The 13,983-nt window shown below is 63.8% G+C and carries 9 protein-coding genes; 5 read left to right on the top strand and 4 right to left on the bottom strand.

The window, feature by feature from the left end; all coding sequences use genetic code 11:
• Positions 1 to 3 precede the first annotated feature (3 nt).
• From glsA to AC0L3U_RS21615, 4 genes are all read right to left on the bottom strand, one after another.
• Positions 4 to 1,851 (bottom strand): glutaminase A, encoded by a 1,848-nt coding sequence (gene glsA, locus AC0L3U_RS21630; RefSeq protein ID WP_473363128.1) that lies wholly within the window; start codon positions 1,849 to 1,851, stop codon positions 4 to 6.
• 22 nt (positions 1,852 to 1,873) lie between these two features.
• Positions 1,874 to 3,949 (bottom strand): TRAP transporter permease, encoded by a 2,076-nt coding sequence (locus AC0L3U_RS21625; RefSeq protein WP_473363127.1) that lies wholly within the window; start codon positions 3,947 to 3,949, stop codon positions 1,874 to 1,876.
• Between the two features lie 35 nt (positions 3,950 to 3,984).
• Positions 3,985 to 5,151 carry a TAXI family TRAP transporter solute-binding subunit gene (locus AC0L3U_RS21620; protein ID WP_473363126.1) on the bottom strand — a complete coding sequence of 389 codons (1,167 nt, stop codon included), beginning with the start codon at positions 5,149 to 5,151 and terminating at the stop codon, positions 3,985 to 3,987.
• Positions 5,152 to 5,317: 166 nt separating this feature from the next.
• A complete protein-coding gene (locus AC0L3U_RS21615; RefSeq protein WP_247408262.1) occupies positions 5,318 to 5,539 on the bottom strand; it encodes an acyl-CoA carboxylase biotin carboxyl carrier protein subunit in 222 nt (73 codons plus the stop codon).
• Between the two features lie 94 nt (positions 5,540 to 5,633).
• On the opposite strand from AC0L3U_RS21615, the gene AC0L3U_RS21610 reads away from it, so the two are divergent.
• From AC0L3U_RS21610 to AC0L3U_RS21590, 5 genes are all read left to right on the top strand, one after another.
• Positions 5,634 to 6,608: an IclR family transcriptional regulator gene (locus AC0L3U_RS21610; RefSeq protein WP_247286556.1), complete on the top strand. Its 975-nt coding sequence runs from the start codon at positions 5,634 to 5,636 to the stop codon at positions 6,606 to 6,608.
• Positions 6,538 to 8,097, top strand: a complete 1,560-nt coding sequence (locus AC0L3U_RS21605) for an acyl-CoA carboxylase subunit beta (RefSeq protein WP_473346509.1) — start codon at positions 6,538 to 6,540, stop codon at positions 8,095 to 8,097. Before AC0L3U_RS21610 ends, AC0L3U_RS21605 begins: the two co-directional genes overlap by 71 nt.
• A 413-nt stretch (positions 8,098 to 8,510) precedes the next feature.
• A complete protein-coding gene (locus AC0L3U_RS21600) occupies positions 8,511 to 10,208 on the top strand; it encodes a GMC family oxidoreductase (protein WP_473363125.1) in 1,698 nt (565 codons plus the stop codon).
• Positions 10,209 to 10,468: 260 nt separating this feature from the next.
• Positions 10,469 to 11,983: an ATPase domain-containing protein gene (locus AC0L3U_RS21595; RefSeq protein ID WP_473363124.1), complete on the top strand. Its 1,515-nt coding sequence runs from the start codon at positions 10,469 to 10,471 to the stop codon at positions 11,981 to 11,983.
• Positions 11,980 to 13,689, top strand: coding sequence for a response regulator (locus AC0L3U_RS21590; protein WP_473363123.1), 1,710 nt, complete (start codon positions 11,980 to 11,982; stop codon positions 13,687 to 13,689). Before AC0L3U_RS21595 ends, AC0L3U_RS21590 begins: the two co-directional genes overlap by 4 nt.
• The last annotated feature ends 294 nt before the right edge of the window (positions 13,690 to 13,983 follow it).

The raw sequence follows: 13,983 nt of genomic DNA, 5'->3' as shown, positions 1-13,983 counted from the left end.
CGCTCAGGTCGACGTCAAGATATCCACCCTGGCGTTGGCGACGATCAGGCGGTCGGCCAGAAGCTGCGCAAGATTGCGCATGATGCGTTCGCTGGCGTGGGGGTGCTGCTTACGGAAGCGCTCAAACGCTTTCAGGGGCGCCTCGAACGCCGTCGCCGCCATGTCCGCGAACACGTCGGCGGAGCGAGTGGTCTCGATCAGGGCCATTTCGCCGAAGGCCATGCCGGCGGTGAGCGTCGCCAGCCGCACGCCGTCCGGCAGGGTGACATGCACCGCGCCGCTGCGCAGGAAGAACAGGGAATCGGCGGGATCGCCCGTGGTGAGGATCTTTGTCCCGGATTGATAGGTCCGGATCGTGCAGATCGAGGCGAGGTCGGTCAGCTCTTCCTCGCTCATGCCGGCCAGCAGCGGCTGCTCGGCAAGCTCGGTGGTCTCGTGGAAATCGATCGAGCCTCCGTACCGATAGATGATCTGGTCTTCGGCCCATTCGATCGCGGTGTCGAGCAAATAGAAGTCGCGGACGTTCTTGAGCTCGGCGGTCCATTCCCGCAGGCTGTCCCATTCCTTGGAGGCACGCCTGACGCCTGACAGTACGACGGTCACATTCAGCCCCGCGAGTTCCTCGAACGCTTCGGCCACCAGCCGCGCTCCGGCGCGTGTGGTGGAGGTGACGCGGTGGAGATCGAAGATCACGAATTGCGGCCGCGGCCGGCCCGCAAGCCGGCGCGAGACATAGTCGACCGCCGACAGTGATAGCGTGCCGACCAGCTCGATGATCCTCACCTCCTGCTCGTGGGCTGCGAGAATATCGCGCTCCTGCGGGCGGCGCACGCGCCGCGACGGACTCTTGCCGATGTCGTAATCGGCGATGACGGCGTTGCGCGCGTCGTTGCTGCGGTTGAGCATGTGCAAATCGTAATGCGAGGACAGCGCCTCGCAGACCTTGATGCCGCGCACGCTGTTGCCGTGCTTGTCGAGTCTTGGCGAATAGCTGCCGAGCCCGAGGCGAGCGGGGAGGGCGGCGAGAATTCCGCCGCCGACGCCACTCTTGGCGGGGATGCCGATCCGGTAGATCCATTCGCCGGCATAGTCGTACATGCCCGACGACGTCATCACAGAGAGCGTGCGCGAGATCGCATACGGCGTCAGCACCTGCTCGCCGGTGACGGGGTTGACGCCGCGGTTGGCGAGGGTTGCCGCCATCACGGCGATGTCGCGCGCGGTGACCAGCACCGCGCATTGCCGGAAATAGACGTCGAGCACGGCAGCGACATTATCCGAGATCACCGCATTGGTCTTGAGGAGATAGCCGATGGCGCGATTGCGGTCGCCGGTCTGGCTTTCGGAAGCGTAGACGGCCTCGTCGACGGCGAGGTCGCGGCCGGCAAAACGCCCGAGCGCGAGGCGAATTTGCTCGAAGGCGTCCGGACCCTTGCTGTCGTGGATCAGCCCGGTGCAGGCGATCGCGCCGGCATTGACCATCGGGTTGAACGGATGGTTCTCCGAGTTGAGCCGGATTGAGTTGAAGGGATCACCTGACGGCTCGACGCCGATCGCGCTCTCGACCCTGTTTGCGCCGAGCAGGTCCAGCGCCAGTGCGAACACGAACGGCTTTGACATCGACTGGATGGTGAAGGGCGCCCTGGAGTCGCCGACCTCGTAGACATGACCGTCCAGGGTCGCGAGGCTGATCCCAAAACAGGCAGGATCGGCCTTGCCGAGCTCGGGAATGTAGTCGGCGACCGCGCCCGAGCTCTCCACCGAGAATTCGTTGAGGCAATTGTCCAGAAACCGCAGCAAAGGCGGCTTCGAACGGGTCCAGGCGGTGGTGAGAGGCGAAAGCGGTTTCATCGCCTCTCTTTGTGCAACGCAATCAGGGCACGCGCAACCCGTTCGGCACCATGGCTTGCCGCCGGACCAGCAGCAGGGCGAGCAAAACCGTGGGCACGAGGATGGCGAGGCCGAGCAGCGTCACCTGCATCTGCGACAGCGGCATGATGCCGCCGCCGGGGGTGGCCACCACGAACCCGCCGATCACCAGCAGCACGCGGATCGGCCATTCCAGCGCACCGGCGCCGCGGAGATCACCGACGAAGGGCTGGTAGCCCTGGATGCCGCCGCAGATGAACAGCGTGCCGAACGCCGCGAGCGCCATCAGGCCGAGGCCGGCGAAATAGGGGCTCGGCCCCTGCAGCACCAGCGCGGGATTGAGCACGAAGAAGAACGGGATGAAATAGATGATGCTGCCGACCCACATCGATTCCCAGCCCGTCTTCATCGCCGGCGAGCCGGCAATACCTGCCGCTGCGAACGAGGCGATGGCCACCGGCGGGGTGATCGACGACAGCATGCCCCAGTAGAAGATGAACATGTGCACGGCCATCCTGTTCAGCCCGAGCTTTTCCAGCGCCGGCGCGACCAGGATGGCGAGGAAGATGTAGCAGGCCGTCGTGGTCAGCCCGAGCCCGAGGATCAGGCTGGTGAGGGCGCACATGCCGAGCAGCAGGAACGGATTGTCACCGGCGATGCGCAGCAAATCGTTGGCGAGGCTCGACACCACGCCTGTCATCGAGAAGGCGCCGATCAGCAGGCCGCAGCCGGCGAGGATGCCGACCAGCTCGACGAAGGTGCGGCCGTTGACCTCGAGGAATTTGCCGATGGTCGCGACGGTCCAGCGCGTGTCCTTTGCGAACAGCTGGTTGAGGACCAGAAGCAGGGCGGTGGCGTAGAACGGCGCATGGCTCTCGCGCTTGAAGTAGAGCAGCATGACGATCAGCAGCGCGATCACGAAGACGTAGTACCAGCCGTCCCGGATCGTATCCATGACCCGCGGCAGCTCCGCGCGCGGAATGCCCTTCAGCCCGTGTCGTGCGGCATAGGAATCGACCTGCATGAATAGGCCGATGTAATAGAGCGCGGCCGGAATGATGGCGGCGATCGCGACATCGGCGTAGCTGACATTGAGGAATTGTGCGATTACGAAGGCGGTCGCGCCCATCACCGGCGGCGCCAACACCGCGCCGGTCGAGGCACAAGCCTCGATCGCGCCGGCATAGGAGGCGCGAAAGCCGCTCTTCTTCATCACCGGAATGGTCATGGTGCCGGCGGTCAGCACGTTGGAGATGATCGAGCCCGACATCATGCCGAGCAGGCCGCTGGCGAAGATGCAGACCTTCGCCGCGCCGCCGCGGAAGGTACCGCACAGCGCGAAGGCGAGATTGATGAAGAACTTTCCGGCGCCGGTCATCATCAGCGCGGTGCCGAATACCAGGAAGCCGATCACGGTGTCGGCAAACGCCTGGATGGGAATGCCGAGCAGGCTTTCGCCCGACAGCACGTGATAGGCGGTCGCCTGCTCCAGCGTCGACTGCGTGCCGCGGAACGGGCCGAGCCAACCGGATTCCGCGAACAGCGGATAGACGGTGAAGGGGAGTACGCTCAGGAGCAGGCTCCAGCCGCCGGTCCGGCGCAGCGCCTCCATCAGCATCACCCACATCACGAGACCCGCGGCTGTCACGCTGTTCGGCGCGCCGCCGAATTCCCAGCCGGCCTCCGCAGCCTTGCGCACGTTCGACATCAACACGAGCGCCGCGGCAAAAGTCACGACAAAGCAGAGAAGGTCATACCAGGGAATGCGGTCAAGCGGCGCGCGCGGGGTCCCCGGGAAGATCAGGAACGTGAACGGCAGCATCAGGGCGATCAGGAGATAGAAGTACTCGGTGTTGAGCTGGGTGTAGCCGATGAAGAAGCGCAGCGAGAATTGCTGGTTGATGCAGAGCAGGATGGTCGCGGCGGTCGCGACGACGAGCATCCAGCGCCAGGCACCGCGCAAGCTTCGGACGCGCGTGACCTCCGCTTCCTGCATGTTGCCGGCGGCGCCATGCGGATCGTCGAACACAATCCGCTTGGCCTCGTCCTGCGCGGCGGTGGAGACTGAAGCAGACGACATGATCGACCCCGCGCGTGGACAATTGACGCTGAGAACTAGTCCTCGAAGCCGTTCGGCATGTCGGCCTTCGCAAGCGCCGCGGCACGCGCCTTCATCCAGCCATCGAGGAACGCCTTGTCATCCGCAGGCGGGTTGGATTTTCCGTAGTCGGTCCACGCTGCGCCAAGCACCTCCTGGCGCTTGATCAGTCTGTTGTTGTGCGCGTCCTGCGCGTCGCTCCATTGCCCGGCTTCCTTCAGCGCCTTCACCGCGCCGGGATGCACTGGCACCACCCAGTTCTTGGTCTGGCGATCGGCAGCAAGCCCGCCGGCGCCGGGCGCGGAGTCCTTGTAGGAATCGTAGTTCACGATCATCGCCTTGGTGATCGCATAGACCTGGTCGGGGGCTTGCGAGGCGTAGGCGACGAAGATCGGGTAGGGGTAGTTGCCGAGCTCGATCGGCTTGTCCGGCGAGATGCCGGCGCCGCAGGTCGCGGTCTGCGGGAAAAAGAACGAGCCGACCTTCTGCATCCGCGCCCAGCCTTCCTTGTCCTTGGCGGGTAGCGGCGGCCAGATCAGGCCGCGCGGCGAGGTCTCGGCTTCCTTGGCGGGGCCGGTGATGGTGGTGCCGAAGGCCGCGTCGGTGTCGTTGTTGATCAGGCCCTTCCACATCGCGCCGTAGCTTGCGAACTCGACGACCTTGACGTCCTTCTGCGTCAGGCCGGCAAAGGCGAGCACCGCGAGCGAGTTCTGGTTCAGCGCCGGCGAGCCGACGACGAATCCGACGCGCTTGCCTTTGAGATCCTTCAGCTCCTTCACGCCTGTATCCGCAGCCACGCCGAGCGTGCCGCAATTGCAGTCGACGGATGAGAGCATAATCTGAAGCGGTTGCGGGCCCCATTCCCTGGAGCCGAATTCGAACACGCCTTCTTGTGCGAAATAGGTCCCCGATCCCATCGCCGCGGAGACCGCGCGCTTGGCGCGCAGCGGCGCCAGACGCGCGACGTCGTTGCCTGCGGGCAGCACGCGCACATCGGTCGAGTATTTGTCCTTCATCATCTTGCCGACGCCGACCGCGATGTTGAAGCCGGCGGTGCCGGTGTCATAGGCGGTGAACGTCAATGTCGCCGGCAGCTTGATGTCTTCAGCGGCTGCATAGCGTGTAGACGCAAAAGAAAGGCCTGCCACTAAGGCAGGCGCGAGCATGACCAGCCCACGACGCATGTTTCCCTCCAATGATCCTCGCGTTTGCCGCGACGATTTTCTTTCTTTGTTTGAAACAGGTTTTGTTTGATTCCGATCATGTCATCGCGATCAGGCGATGGCAACGCCGTACCGCGAACGCAGCAATGAGGCTGACAGAATGTCGCGGAAACGACGGAGAATGCAGTCAGTTCGCGACGATCGCGATCGCCTGTCCCTCGGCAACGACATCGTCGAGCTTGACCAGAAGCGATGTGATCTCGCCGCTCGCAGGAGAAAGCACAGGTATCTCCATCTTCATCGCTTCGACCACCACAATCTCATCACCATCCGCAACGGTTCCTCCAACTTGCACGGGAGTTGAGCAGATGCGACCCGCGATCTCCGTGACGATCTTAATCTCTGGCATGCCATCGCCTTCTTCTTGTGGTCGCAAAATGCCTGAGGTAGTTTCTTCTGCAAGCGGAATTTAATTCCGCACAGCGGAACAAGCGGTAGGGATCATGGGACGACGTTCAGAGCGGTTGAGTAGACAAGGTGCGCTCGCCGGCGATGCCGGCGAGGGTGATGTCATCCAAGTGGTGTCGCGCGCGTTCGACGTGTTGCGATGCTTCGAGGGCCACGATAGCAGGCTCGGCAATCTCGAAATTTCAAACCGCTGCGGCCTGCCGCGCTCGACCGTGTCGCGGCTCACGCACACGCTGACGCGAATGGGTCAGCTGGTCTATCTGCCGCGCGATCAGAAATATCGCATCGGCCCGAGCGCGGTGGCGATGAGCGCCTCGATGATGAAGGGCGCGCAGCTGCGCAGCATGATTCGCCAGCGGCTCCAGGAAGTCGCCGAGCAACTGCCCGGCACGGTCGGCTTCGTGGTCCCCGATCGCTTCCATCTGGTCTATCTCCAGTTTGCGCGCTCGGCCTCGGCACTCGGCCTGCACGAGGGCACCGGCAGCCGCATCTCGATGGCCTCGACTGCTGCGGGCGCAGCCTACACCGCGGCATTGGCGCCCGAGGTCGGCGATGCCTTCATCGCGGACATGGAGCGGGAAGCTCCCGAGGCCGCGAAAATCTTGCGGCCGCGCATCGAGGCCAACCGGCAGTCGCTGCATGAGCGCGGCTATGTCGTGGCGTGCGGTCTGTGGAGCCCGCACATCAACGGGCTCGCGGTGCCGATCTGGTCGCCGCAGTATCAGACGTTTGTGGTGATCACGATCGGTCTTCTGTCGTCGATGTATGACGAGCAGCGTCTGCATGCCGAAGTCGCCCCGTTGATGGTCGCGCTCGGCCGCTCGCTCGGCAGCCTGATGGACGGCGCCGAGGGCGACGTATTCAACGCCCGCATCCCGCGCAAACCAGTCGCCATGGCCGTGCACAACAACAACAAGCCGATCAATTCGGAGGGAGTGAATGAACTGGAAGTCGGAACTCGACGAGCTCGCCCGGCGCGAAGCCTTCGCGCGGGAGATGGGCGGCGTTGACAAGGTCAAGCGTCAGCATGACCAGGGCCGACTGACTGTTCGGGAACGTATCGACAGACTGACCGACAAAGGCAGCTTTCACGAGATCGGCGCCGTCGCCGGCGTCGGCGAGTACGATTCCAGCGGCGAGTTGCAGAAATTGACGCCGGCGAACTGCGTGTTCGGCCGCGCGCGCGTCGAAGGCCGCACCGTCGTCGTGGTCGGCGACGATTTCACCGTGCGCGGCGGCTCGGCGGACGCGTCCATCTCCGCAAAACCGCTGATGGCGGAGGAGATGGCGCATGATCTCCGCCTGCCCATCATCCGCATCATCGAAGGCTCGGGCGGCGGCGGCTCGGTCAAGACCATCGAGACCAAGGGCGCGGCGAACTTGCCGGGCGGCATCGGCGGCACACGCTGGTATCGCTTCACAACGGAGAATTTGTCGCGCGTGCCCGTGGTCGCGCTCGGCCTCGGCTCGGTCGCAGGGCTCGGTGCCGCGCGTCTTGCCGCCAGCCACTATTCCATCATGACCCGAAAGTCGGCGATGTTCGTCGCAGGCCCGCCGGTGGTGAAGGCGCTGGGGCAGGACCTCTCGAAGGAAGAGCTCGGCGGCGCCGACATCCAGACCCGCGCCGGTGCGGTCGATCATGCCGTCGACACGGAGGAGGAGGCCTTTGCCTGCGCGCGGCGATTCCTGTCCTATCTGCCGTCGTCGGTTGACGGGCTGCCGCCGACCTTGCCCTGCACCGACAATCCGGAGCGCACCGAAGAGGCGCTGATGAGCGCGGTGCCACGCAACCGCAAGCAGGTCTACAAGATACGGCCGATCGTCGAACAGGTCGTGGACAAGGGCTCGTTCTTCGAGGTCGGCAAGAATTTCGGCAAGCCGATCATTGTCGGTCTCGCGCGGCTCGAGGGCAGGGCGGTGATGGTGCTTGCCAGCGACAGCTTTCACTATGGCGGCTCCTGGACGGCGGATGCCTGCCAGAAGGTGGTGCGCTGGGTGGACTTCGCCGAGACCTTCCATTTGCCGATCGTCTATCTCATGGACTGCCCCGGCTTCATGATCGGCCTCGATGCGGAGAAGGCGGGCACCATCCGCCATGGCGTTCGCGCCATGGCCGCGGTCAACCAGACCACGGTGCCCTGGTGCACGGTGATCCTGCGCAACGCCTTCGGCGTTGCCGGCGTGGTGCATCAGCCCGCCGACCGCTTCTCGATCCGCTATGCCTGGCCGTCGGCCTATTGGGGCTCGCTCCCGCTGGAAGGCGGCATCGAAGCCGCCTATCGCGCGGACATCGACGCGGCCGAGGACAAGGCGGAGAAGCTGAAAGAGATCGAGGACCGCCTCAACAAGCTGCGCTCGCCGTTCCGCTCCGCCGAAAAGTTCTGGGTCGAGGAGATCATCGATCCCAGGAAGACGCGGTCGCTGCTGTGCGAGTTTGCGCGGCTGGCGGAGCCGCTGCGAAAGGCAGGGCCGCCCGGGAATTTCTCGATCAGGCCGTAGCTTCAGCGGTCCCGGCGAGCCGCTGATGCCGACCTCAGCCCAATTGCAGTTGGGCAAAATTGATCTATCGCAACGCCACGCGTCCCATTGACTGCAAGCGTCTCGTTCGGAACGAGGGAGAGACGTCATGACAAATGCGAGTAACGCACTGCTTTGGACGGCAATATTTTTCGGTCTGTCGTTCGCTGCAATTTTTGTAGTCTGGTTTGCCGAGCGGTTGCGCGCGGGCTTCGTGAGGAAGCCGTAGAGCCTCCTAGGTTCGCTACCTCGTCACCTGGCGACCGGACGGCGGATGCCTGCCGCCGGGCGATGCCTTCGGCACTGTGCTCGCACTTTGTCGCGGCAGCGATGACGTGACCTCAAAACAATAACGCGCTACGCTTCCCGGGCAAGAACAAGAGGAAGCGCCAATCGTGTACGACTTCATTATCGTGGGCGGCGGCTCGGCGGGGTCCGTGCTGGCCCACCGGCTCTCCGCGAGGAGCGCCAACAAGGTCCTGCTCTGCGAGGCCGGACAGGACACACCGCCCGGAGACGAGCCGGCCGAGATCAGGGACAGCTATCCGGGGACGGCCTATTTCGATCCGCGCTTCCACTGGACCGAGCTCAAGGTCACGACCCAGATCGTCAGCCACAACGATCCGAACGAAGGGCGTCCGCCTTTACGCAAGTACGAGCAGGCACGCGTGCTTGGCGGCGGCTCCTCGATCAACGGCCAGATGGCCAACCGCGGCGCGCCGACCGACTACGACGAATGGGACGCGCGCGGCGCTGCGGGGTGGAGCTGGAACGATGTGCTACCCTTCTTCAAGAAGGTCGAGCGCGACCTCGATTTCGACGGTCCCTACCACGGCAAGGACGGCCGGATCCCGGTCCGCCGAATCCCCAGGGAGCACTGGACGCGACATTCGCAGGCGTTCGCGCAAGCCTTCCAGCAGGCCGGACACCCGTTCCTGCCGGACCAGAATGGCGAGTTCGTCGACGGGTTTTTCCCGGTGACGCACTCGAACCAGGCCGAGCAACGCGTCTCGGCTGCCATGGGCTATCTCGATCGCGACACGCGCAAGCGCGCCAACCTCACGATCTCCACCAACACGCAAGTCAGGGAATTGCTGTTCGAAGGCACGCGGTGCGTCGGCGTGAAGGCTGTGGTCGACGGGCGGGAGCAGGAATTCCGCGGTCGCGAGATCATTCTCTCCAGCGGCGCCATCCATTCGCCGGCGCATCTGTTGCGCGCCGGCATCGGCCCGGTCGGTCACCTCAAGGACATGGGCATTCCCGTGCTGATGGGGCTGCAGGGCGTCGGCCAGCGCCTGATGGATCATCCCTCGATCTCGCTGTCGTCCTTTGTCCGCCGCGGCGCGCGGATGAACGAGCACACCAGGCGCCACATGCAGCTTGGCCTGCGTTACTCGTCCGGGCTCGAAGGCGTGCCAAAAGGCGACATGTTCGTCGTCCTGCTCAGCAAATCAGCCTGGCACGCTGTCGGTGAGCAGATCGGATCGCTGCTGACATTCGTCAACAAGACCTATTCCGAGACCGGACAGGTCAAGCTTGCCTCGCGCGACCCGGCGGTCGAGCCGATCGTCGAATTTAACCTGTTGTCCGACCGGCGCGACCTCGATCGCCTGATGAGCGGTTTCCGCAAGATGGCGGCCGTGCAGATGAGCGACGTCGTCCGGGCCGTGACGGACAAGCCGTTTCCGGCCTCTTATACCGATCGCGTGCGCAAGATCGGCGTGGTCAACACCAGGAATCGGATTCTGACCAAGATCGCCGCGGCCCTGATGGACGGACCGTCAGCGCTGCGCCACTACATGATCGACAATTTCGTGGTCGAGGGTTTCACCTTCGACGACGTCATCAACGACGACGAGGCGCTGGAAGCCTTCGTGCGCAAGGCCACCATCGGCGTGTGGCACGCCTCCTGCTCGTGCCGCATGGGGCGGGCCGACGACCCGATGGCGGTGGTCGATCCAGAGGGGCGCGTCAAAGGCGTGCAGGGCCTGCGCGTCGTCGATGCCTCGATCTTCCCGGTGGTGCCGTGCGCCAACACCAATTTTCCAGTCCTGATGTCGGCGGAGAAGATCTCGGCCGCGATGATGCAGTGAGCTGGAGCGGCTTTCGGGGCAGCGAACTGGCTTGTCGACGCTGACCGCCTGGGACCGCCAGTCAGACCGCAAAAGCTGAATGGGGGGCGAGAACGGTTCCGCGGCAGACGGTCTGGCGGACATGCGTCCGAAGGCGGAACTTGGAACCCGGCTTGGGCGTTCTTTGCCAGATTTCGCCTTACGGCCGGGGCCGGACCGCTGACCGCGCGTCCATCTCGGGCCGGAGCGCACTTTTGGCGATGGAACTTCACGGGGGTTCAATGATCAATCCATCGAGCCGGGCGCAAACCAGCGACCCCGGAGAGTTGCCCAGGATTTCGACCGGCAGTGACGGCCTCGACGATATCCTCTACGGCGGGCTCGATCCCAATCGCATGTACCTCTACGAGGGTCGGCCCGGCTCGGGCAAGACCACGATGGCTCTGCAATTCCTTCTCGAGGGCGCCCGCTGCGGCGAACGCGTGCTCTATATCTCCTTGTCGGAAACCAAGCGTGAGCTGACGCTGGTTGCACAGCGGCACGGCTGGTCGCTGCAAGGCGTCGACATCTTCGAACTGGTCCCGCCGGAGACGACGCTCGATCCGGAGCGCGAGCTCACCGTCTTCCACCCCGCCGAAATGGAGCTGAGCGAAACCACGGGCCTGATATTCAAGGAGGTCGAACGGATCAATCCCGCGCGCGTGGTGCTGGACAGCCTGTCCGAGCTGCGCCTCCTTGCGCAGAACCCGCTGCGGTACCGGCGCCAGGTTCTGGCGCTGAAGCACTTTTTCACCAACCGCAACTGCACGGTCATCCTCCTCGACGATCTCTCGTCCTCCCAGGACGATCTGCAACTCCATTCGATCGCGCATGGCGTCGTGATGCTCGAACAGCTCGCCATTGATTATGGCGCGGAGCGCCGGCGGCTTCGCGTGATCAAGATGCGCGGCATTCGATTTCGCGGCGGCTTCCACGATTTCACGATCGAAGCGGGAGGGGTGCGGATATTTCCCCGTCTGGTGGCGGCGGAACATCACACCTCGTTTATCGGTGAGTTGACGCCCAGCGGCAATGCGCAACTCGACCAACTCCTGGGAGGAGGGCTCGAGCGCGGCACCAGTGCATTGCTCTTGGGCGCCGCCGGCGTGGGCAAATCTTCCCTCGCGCTGACCTATGCGATCGCGGCGGCAGATCGCGGTGAGCATGCGGTGTTCTTTGCCTTCGATGAAGGTCGCGGCACGGTGGAGGCCCGGGCTCGAACGCTGGGCCTGCCCCTTGAAGGCCATCTGCAATCGGGGCTGATCCGATTTAAACAGATCGATCCCGCCGAGATGTCCCCCGGCGAATTCGCCGCCAATGTGCGCAACAGCGTCGAACAGGATAACGCCCGAATTGTTATCATCGACAGTCTGAACGGCTACCTTAACGCAATGCCGGATGAGCGGTTTCTGATCCTCCAGATGCACGAGCTCCTGAGCTATCTCGGACAGAAAGGCGTGCTGACCGTCCTGATCCTCGCTCAGCATGGGCTGGTCGGTCCGATGGAGACGGCTCTCGATATCAGCTATTTGAGTGATGCCGTGCTCATGCTGCGCTATTTCGAAGTCGGCGGAACGGTGCGGCGCGCTCTCTCGGTCGTGAAGAAGCGCAGCGGCAATCATGAAAATTCCATCCGCGAGTTTCGTCTTGGCCATGCCGGCATCACGGTCGGTCCGCCGCTGACCGGATTCAGCGGCATCTTTTCCGGGAATCCACGATACTCGGGCACGGAGATGCCGGAAGGGCTGTCGGAATGAGCGCCGACCGCGATCATTGCGTCCTCGTGTTTGCTCCCATCGGCCGCGATGGACCGGCATCGGTTGAGCTCTTCCGCAATTCGAATCTCGTCGCAATCAATTGTCGAGGTCTGCCTGAGCTGGTCAGCGAGATGTCGGCGGGCGTCGGCGCGGTCCTTCTCGCCGAGGAGGGCTTGTTCGGCAAGGATACCCAGCCGCTGGCACATTGGATCGAGAGACAGCCGCCCTGGTCCGACCTGCCTTTTGTCATTCTCACCAGCCACCGCGAGCAGCCCGCGGTGGTTGCCTGGCGTCGCAGCATCGTCGAGACACTCCGCAACGTTTCGCTGCTCGAGCGCCCGGTCCAGCCGATCACGCTGACGAGCGCAATTCAATCCGCAATGCGGGCCCGCCGGCGGCAATATGAAATTCGAACCTTGCTGCAGGCGCGAGAGCGGACGGCCCAGGAGCTCGAGAAGCTCGTGGTCGAGCGCACCCGTGCCCTCGAGGAAGCCAACAAGCATCTGCGGGCCGAAATGGAAGAGCGCGCCCGCGTCGAGGAGACCCTTCGTCAGGCCCAGAAGATCGAAGCCATCGGACAATTGACCGGCGGAGTAGCTCACGACTTCAATAATCTGCTGATGGTGATCTCCGGTGGATTGGACATGCTCGATCGGCAGACTGATCCCGATCGGCGGCGTCGTCTGTTGGAAGGAATGGTTCAGGCGGCACAACGTGGTGCCGGCCTGACCAGGCAGCTTCTGGCTTTTTCACGGCGGCAGAAGCTCCGGCCCGAGGCCGTCGACATCCCGGCGCAGATCGGCGGCATGCGCGAATTGCTCGATCGGAGCCTGAGAGGCGACGTTCACGTCGAGTTCGATTTTCCCGAGGGGCTTTGGCCGGTGGAGGTCGATCCGGGAGAGCTCGAACTGGTCGTTCTCAACCTGGCGGTCAACGCCCGCGACGCGATGCCGAACGGTGGCACGATCGTTGTCCGTGGCGAGAACCTGGCCGGCCTGAACGAGAACGAGATCGCGGGCGATTACGTTCGTCTGTCCGTGGTCGACAGGGGCGTTGGAATGAGCCCCGAGATCCTTGCGCGGGTCTTCGAGCCGTTCTTCACGACCAAGGATGTCGGGAAAGGCTCGGGTCTGGGGCTTGCGCAGGTGCACGGATTTGCGACGCAATCACGCGGGATGGTTCGCATAAAATCGGTCGTCGACGAGGGCACCAGCATCGAGCTGTATTTGCCGCGATCCAGGAATGTCCCCTCGGGTGAACGGCATCTCATCGACCTGAACAGGGCCCGGCCCAAGAAGGCCAATCATGGCAGGATCCTCCTCGTCGAAGACGACGACGAGGTCGCCGCGCTGGTCAGCGAGATGCTTGCGCAGCTCGGTTACCAGGTCACGCGCGCGGCCAGCGCCGCGGCGGCTCTCGGTGCCCTAGCGGACGGCCGTTCCGTCGATCTGGTGTTTTCCGATATCATGATGCCGGGCGGCATGAACGGTGTCGAACTCGCGCGCGAGATCCAGCGAAGGCGAAGCGACATCCCGGTCCTGCTGACGAGCGGATACGCCGAAGCCGCGGTTCACGACGCCGAAACGGCCGGGATCCGGATCCTGTCGAAACCCTACCATATCGATGAGCTCGCTGCAGCGCTCGGCGCCGCGAAGTCGGACTTTGCGACAACCGCAGGATCTGCCTTAGCGAAGACTCGGGGCTGACCATTCGCGCGACAATCAACGGCGGGGCTATGGCTTGCGGGCGCCCCTCCGCAATTGTGCGCTCGGCCATCGTGCCGCGGCGTACAACGATGCGACGCACGAATGCAACGCGGTCGCCTCTCGGTTGCGAAGACACGCATTCGTCCTCTGCGAGTTAAACATTTCCGCCGCTACGCTTGGGCTGTGATGATTGCCAAAATCGGCCCGCAAATGCAGCCACTTTCAGCCGCTATTTGAGACCATTTCAGCCAAACTGTTGTTGGTTTCTTTGCAGGGGCAGGGACCTTCAGTTTG

This window comes from Bradyrhizobium sp. Kon69, from assembly GCF_055807515.1.
The sequence above is the reverse complement of the archived record's forward strand: the minus strand, read 5'-3'. Positions and strand labels throughout refer to the sequence as shown.

Bases quoted from the DNA above. Each gene is read 5' to 3' on its own strand.
- glsA (WP_473363128.1), bottom strand. From the start codon at position 1,851: ATGAAACCGCTTTCGCCTCTCACCACCGCCTGGACCCGTTCGAAGCCG.
- AC0L3U_RS21625 (WP_473363127.1), bottom strand. From the start codon at position 3,949: ATGTCGTCTGCTTCAGTCTCCACCGCCGCGCAGGACGAGGCCAAGCGG.
- AC0L3U_RS21620 (WP_473363126.1), bottom strand. From the start codon at position 5,151: ATGCGTCGTGGGCTGGTCATGCTCGCGCCTGCCTTAGTGGCAGGCCTT.
- AC0L3U_RS21615 (WP_247408262.1), bottom strand. From the start codon at position 5,539: ATGCCAGAGATTAAGATCGTCACGGAGATCGCGGGTCGCATCTGCTCA.
- AC0L3U_RS21610 (WP_247286556.1), top strand. From the start codon at position 5,634: ATGGGACGACGTTCAGAGCGGTTGAGTAGACAAGGTGCGCTCGCCGGC.
- AC0L3U_RS21605 (WP_473346509.1), top strand. From the start codon at position 6,538: ATGAACTGGAAGTCGGAACTCGACGAGCTCGCCCGGCGCGAAGCCTTC.
- AC0L3U_RS21595 (WP_473363124.1), top strand. From the start codon at position 10,469: ATGATCAATCCATCGAGCCGGGCGCAAACCAGCGACCCCGGAGAGTTG.
- AC0L3U_RS21590 (WP_473363123.1), top strand. From the start codon at position 11,980: ATGAGCGCCGACCGCGATCATTGCGTCCTCGTGTTTGCTCCCATCGGC.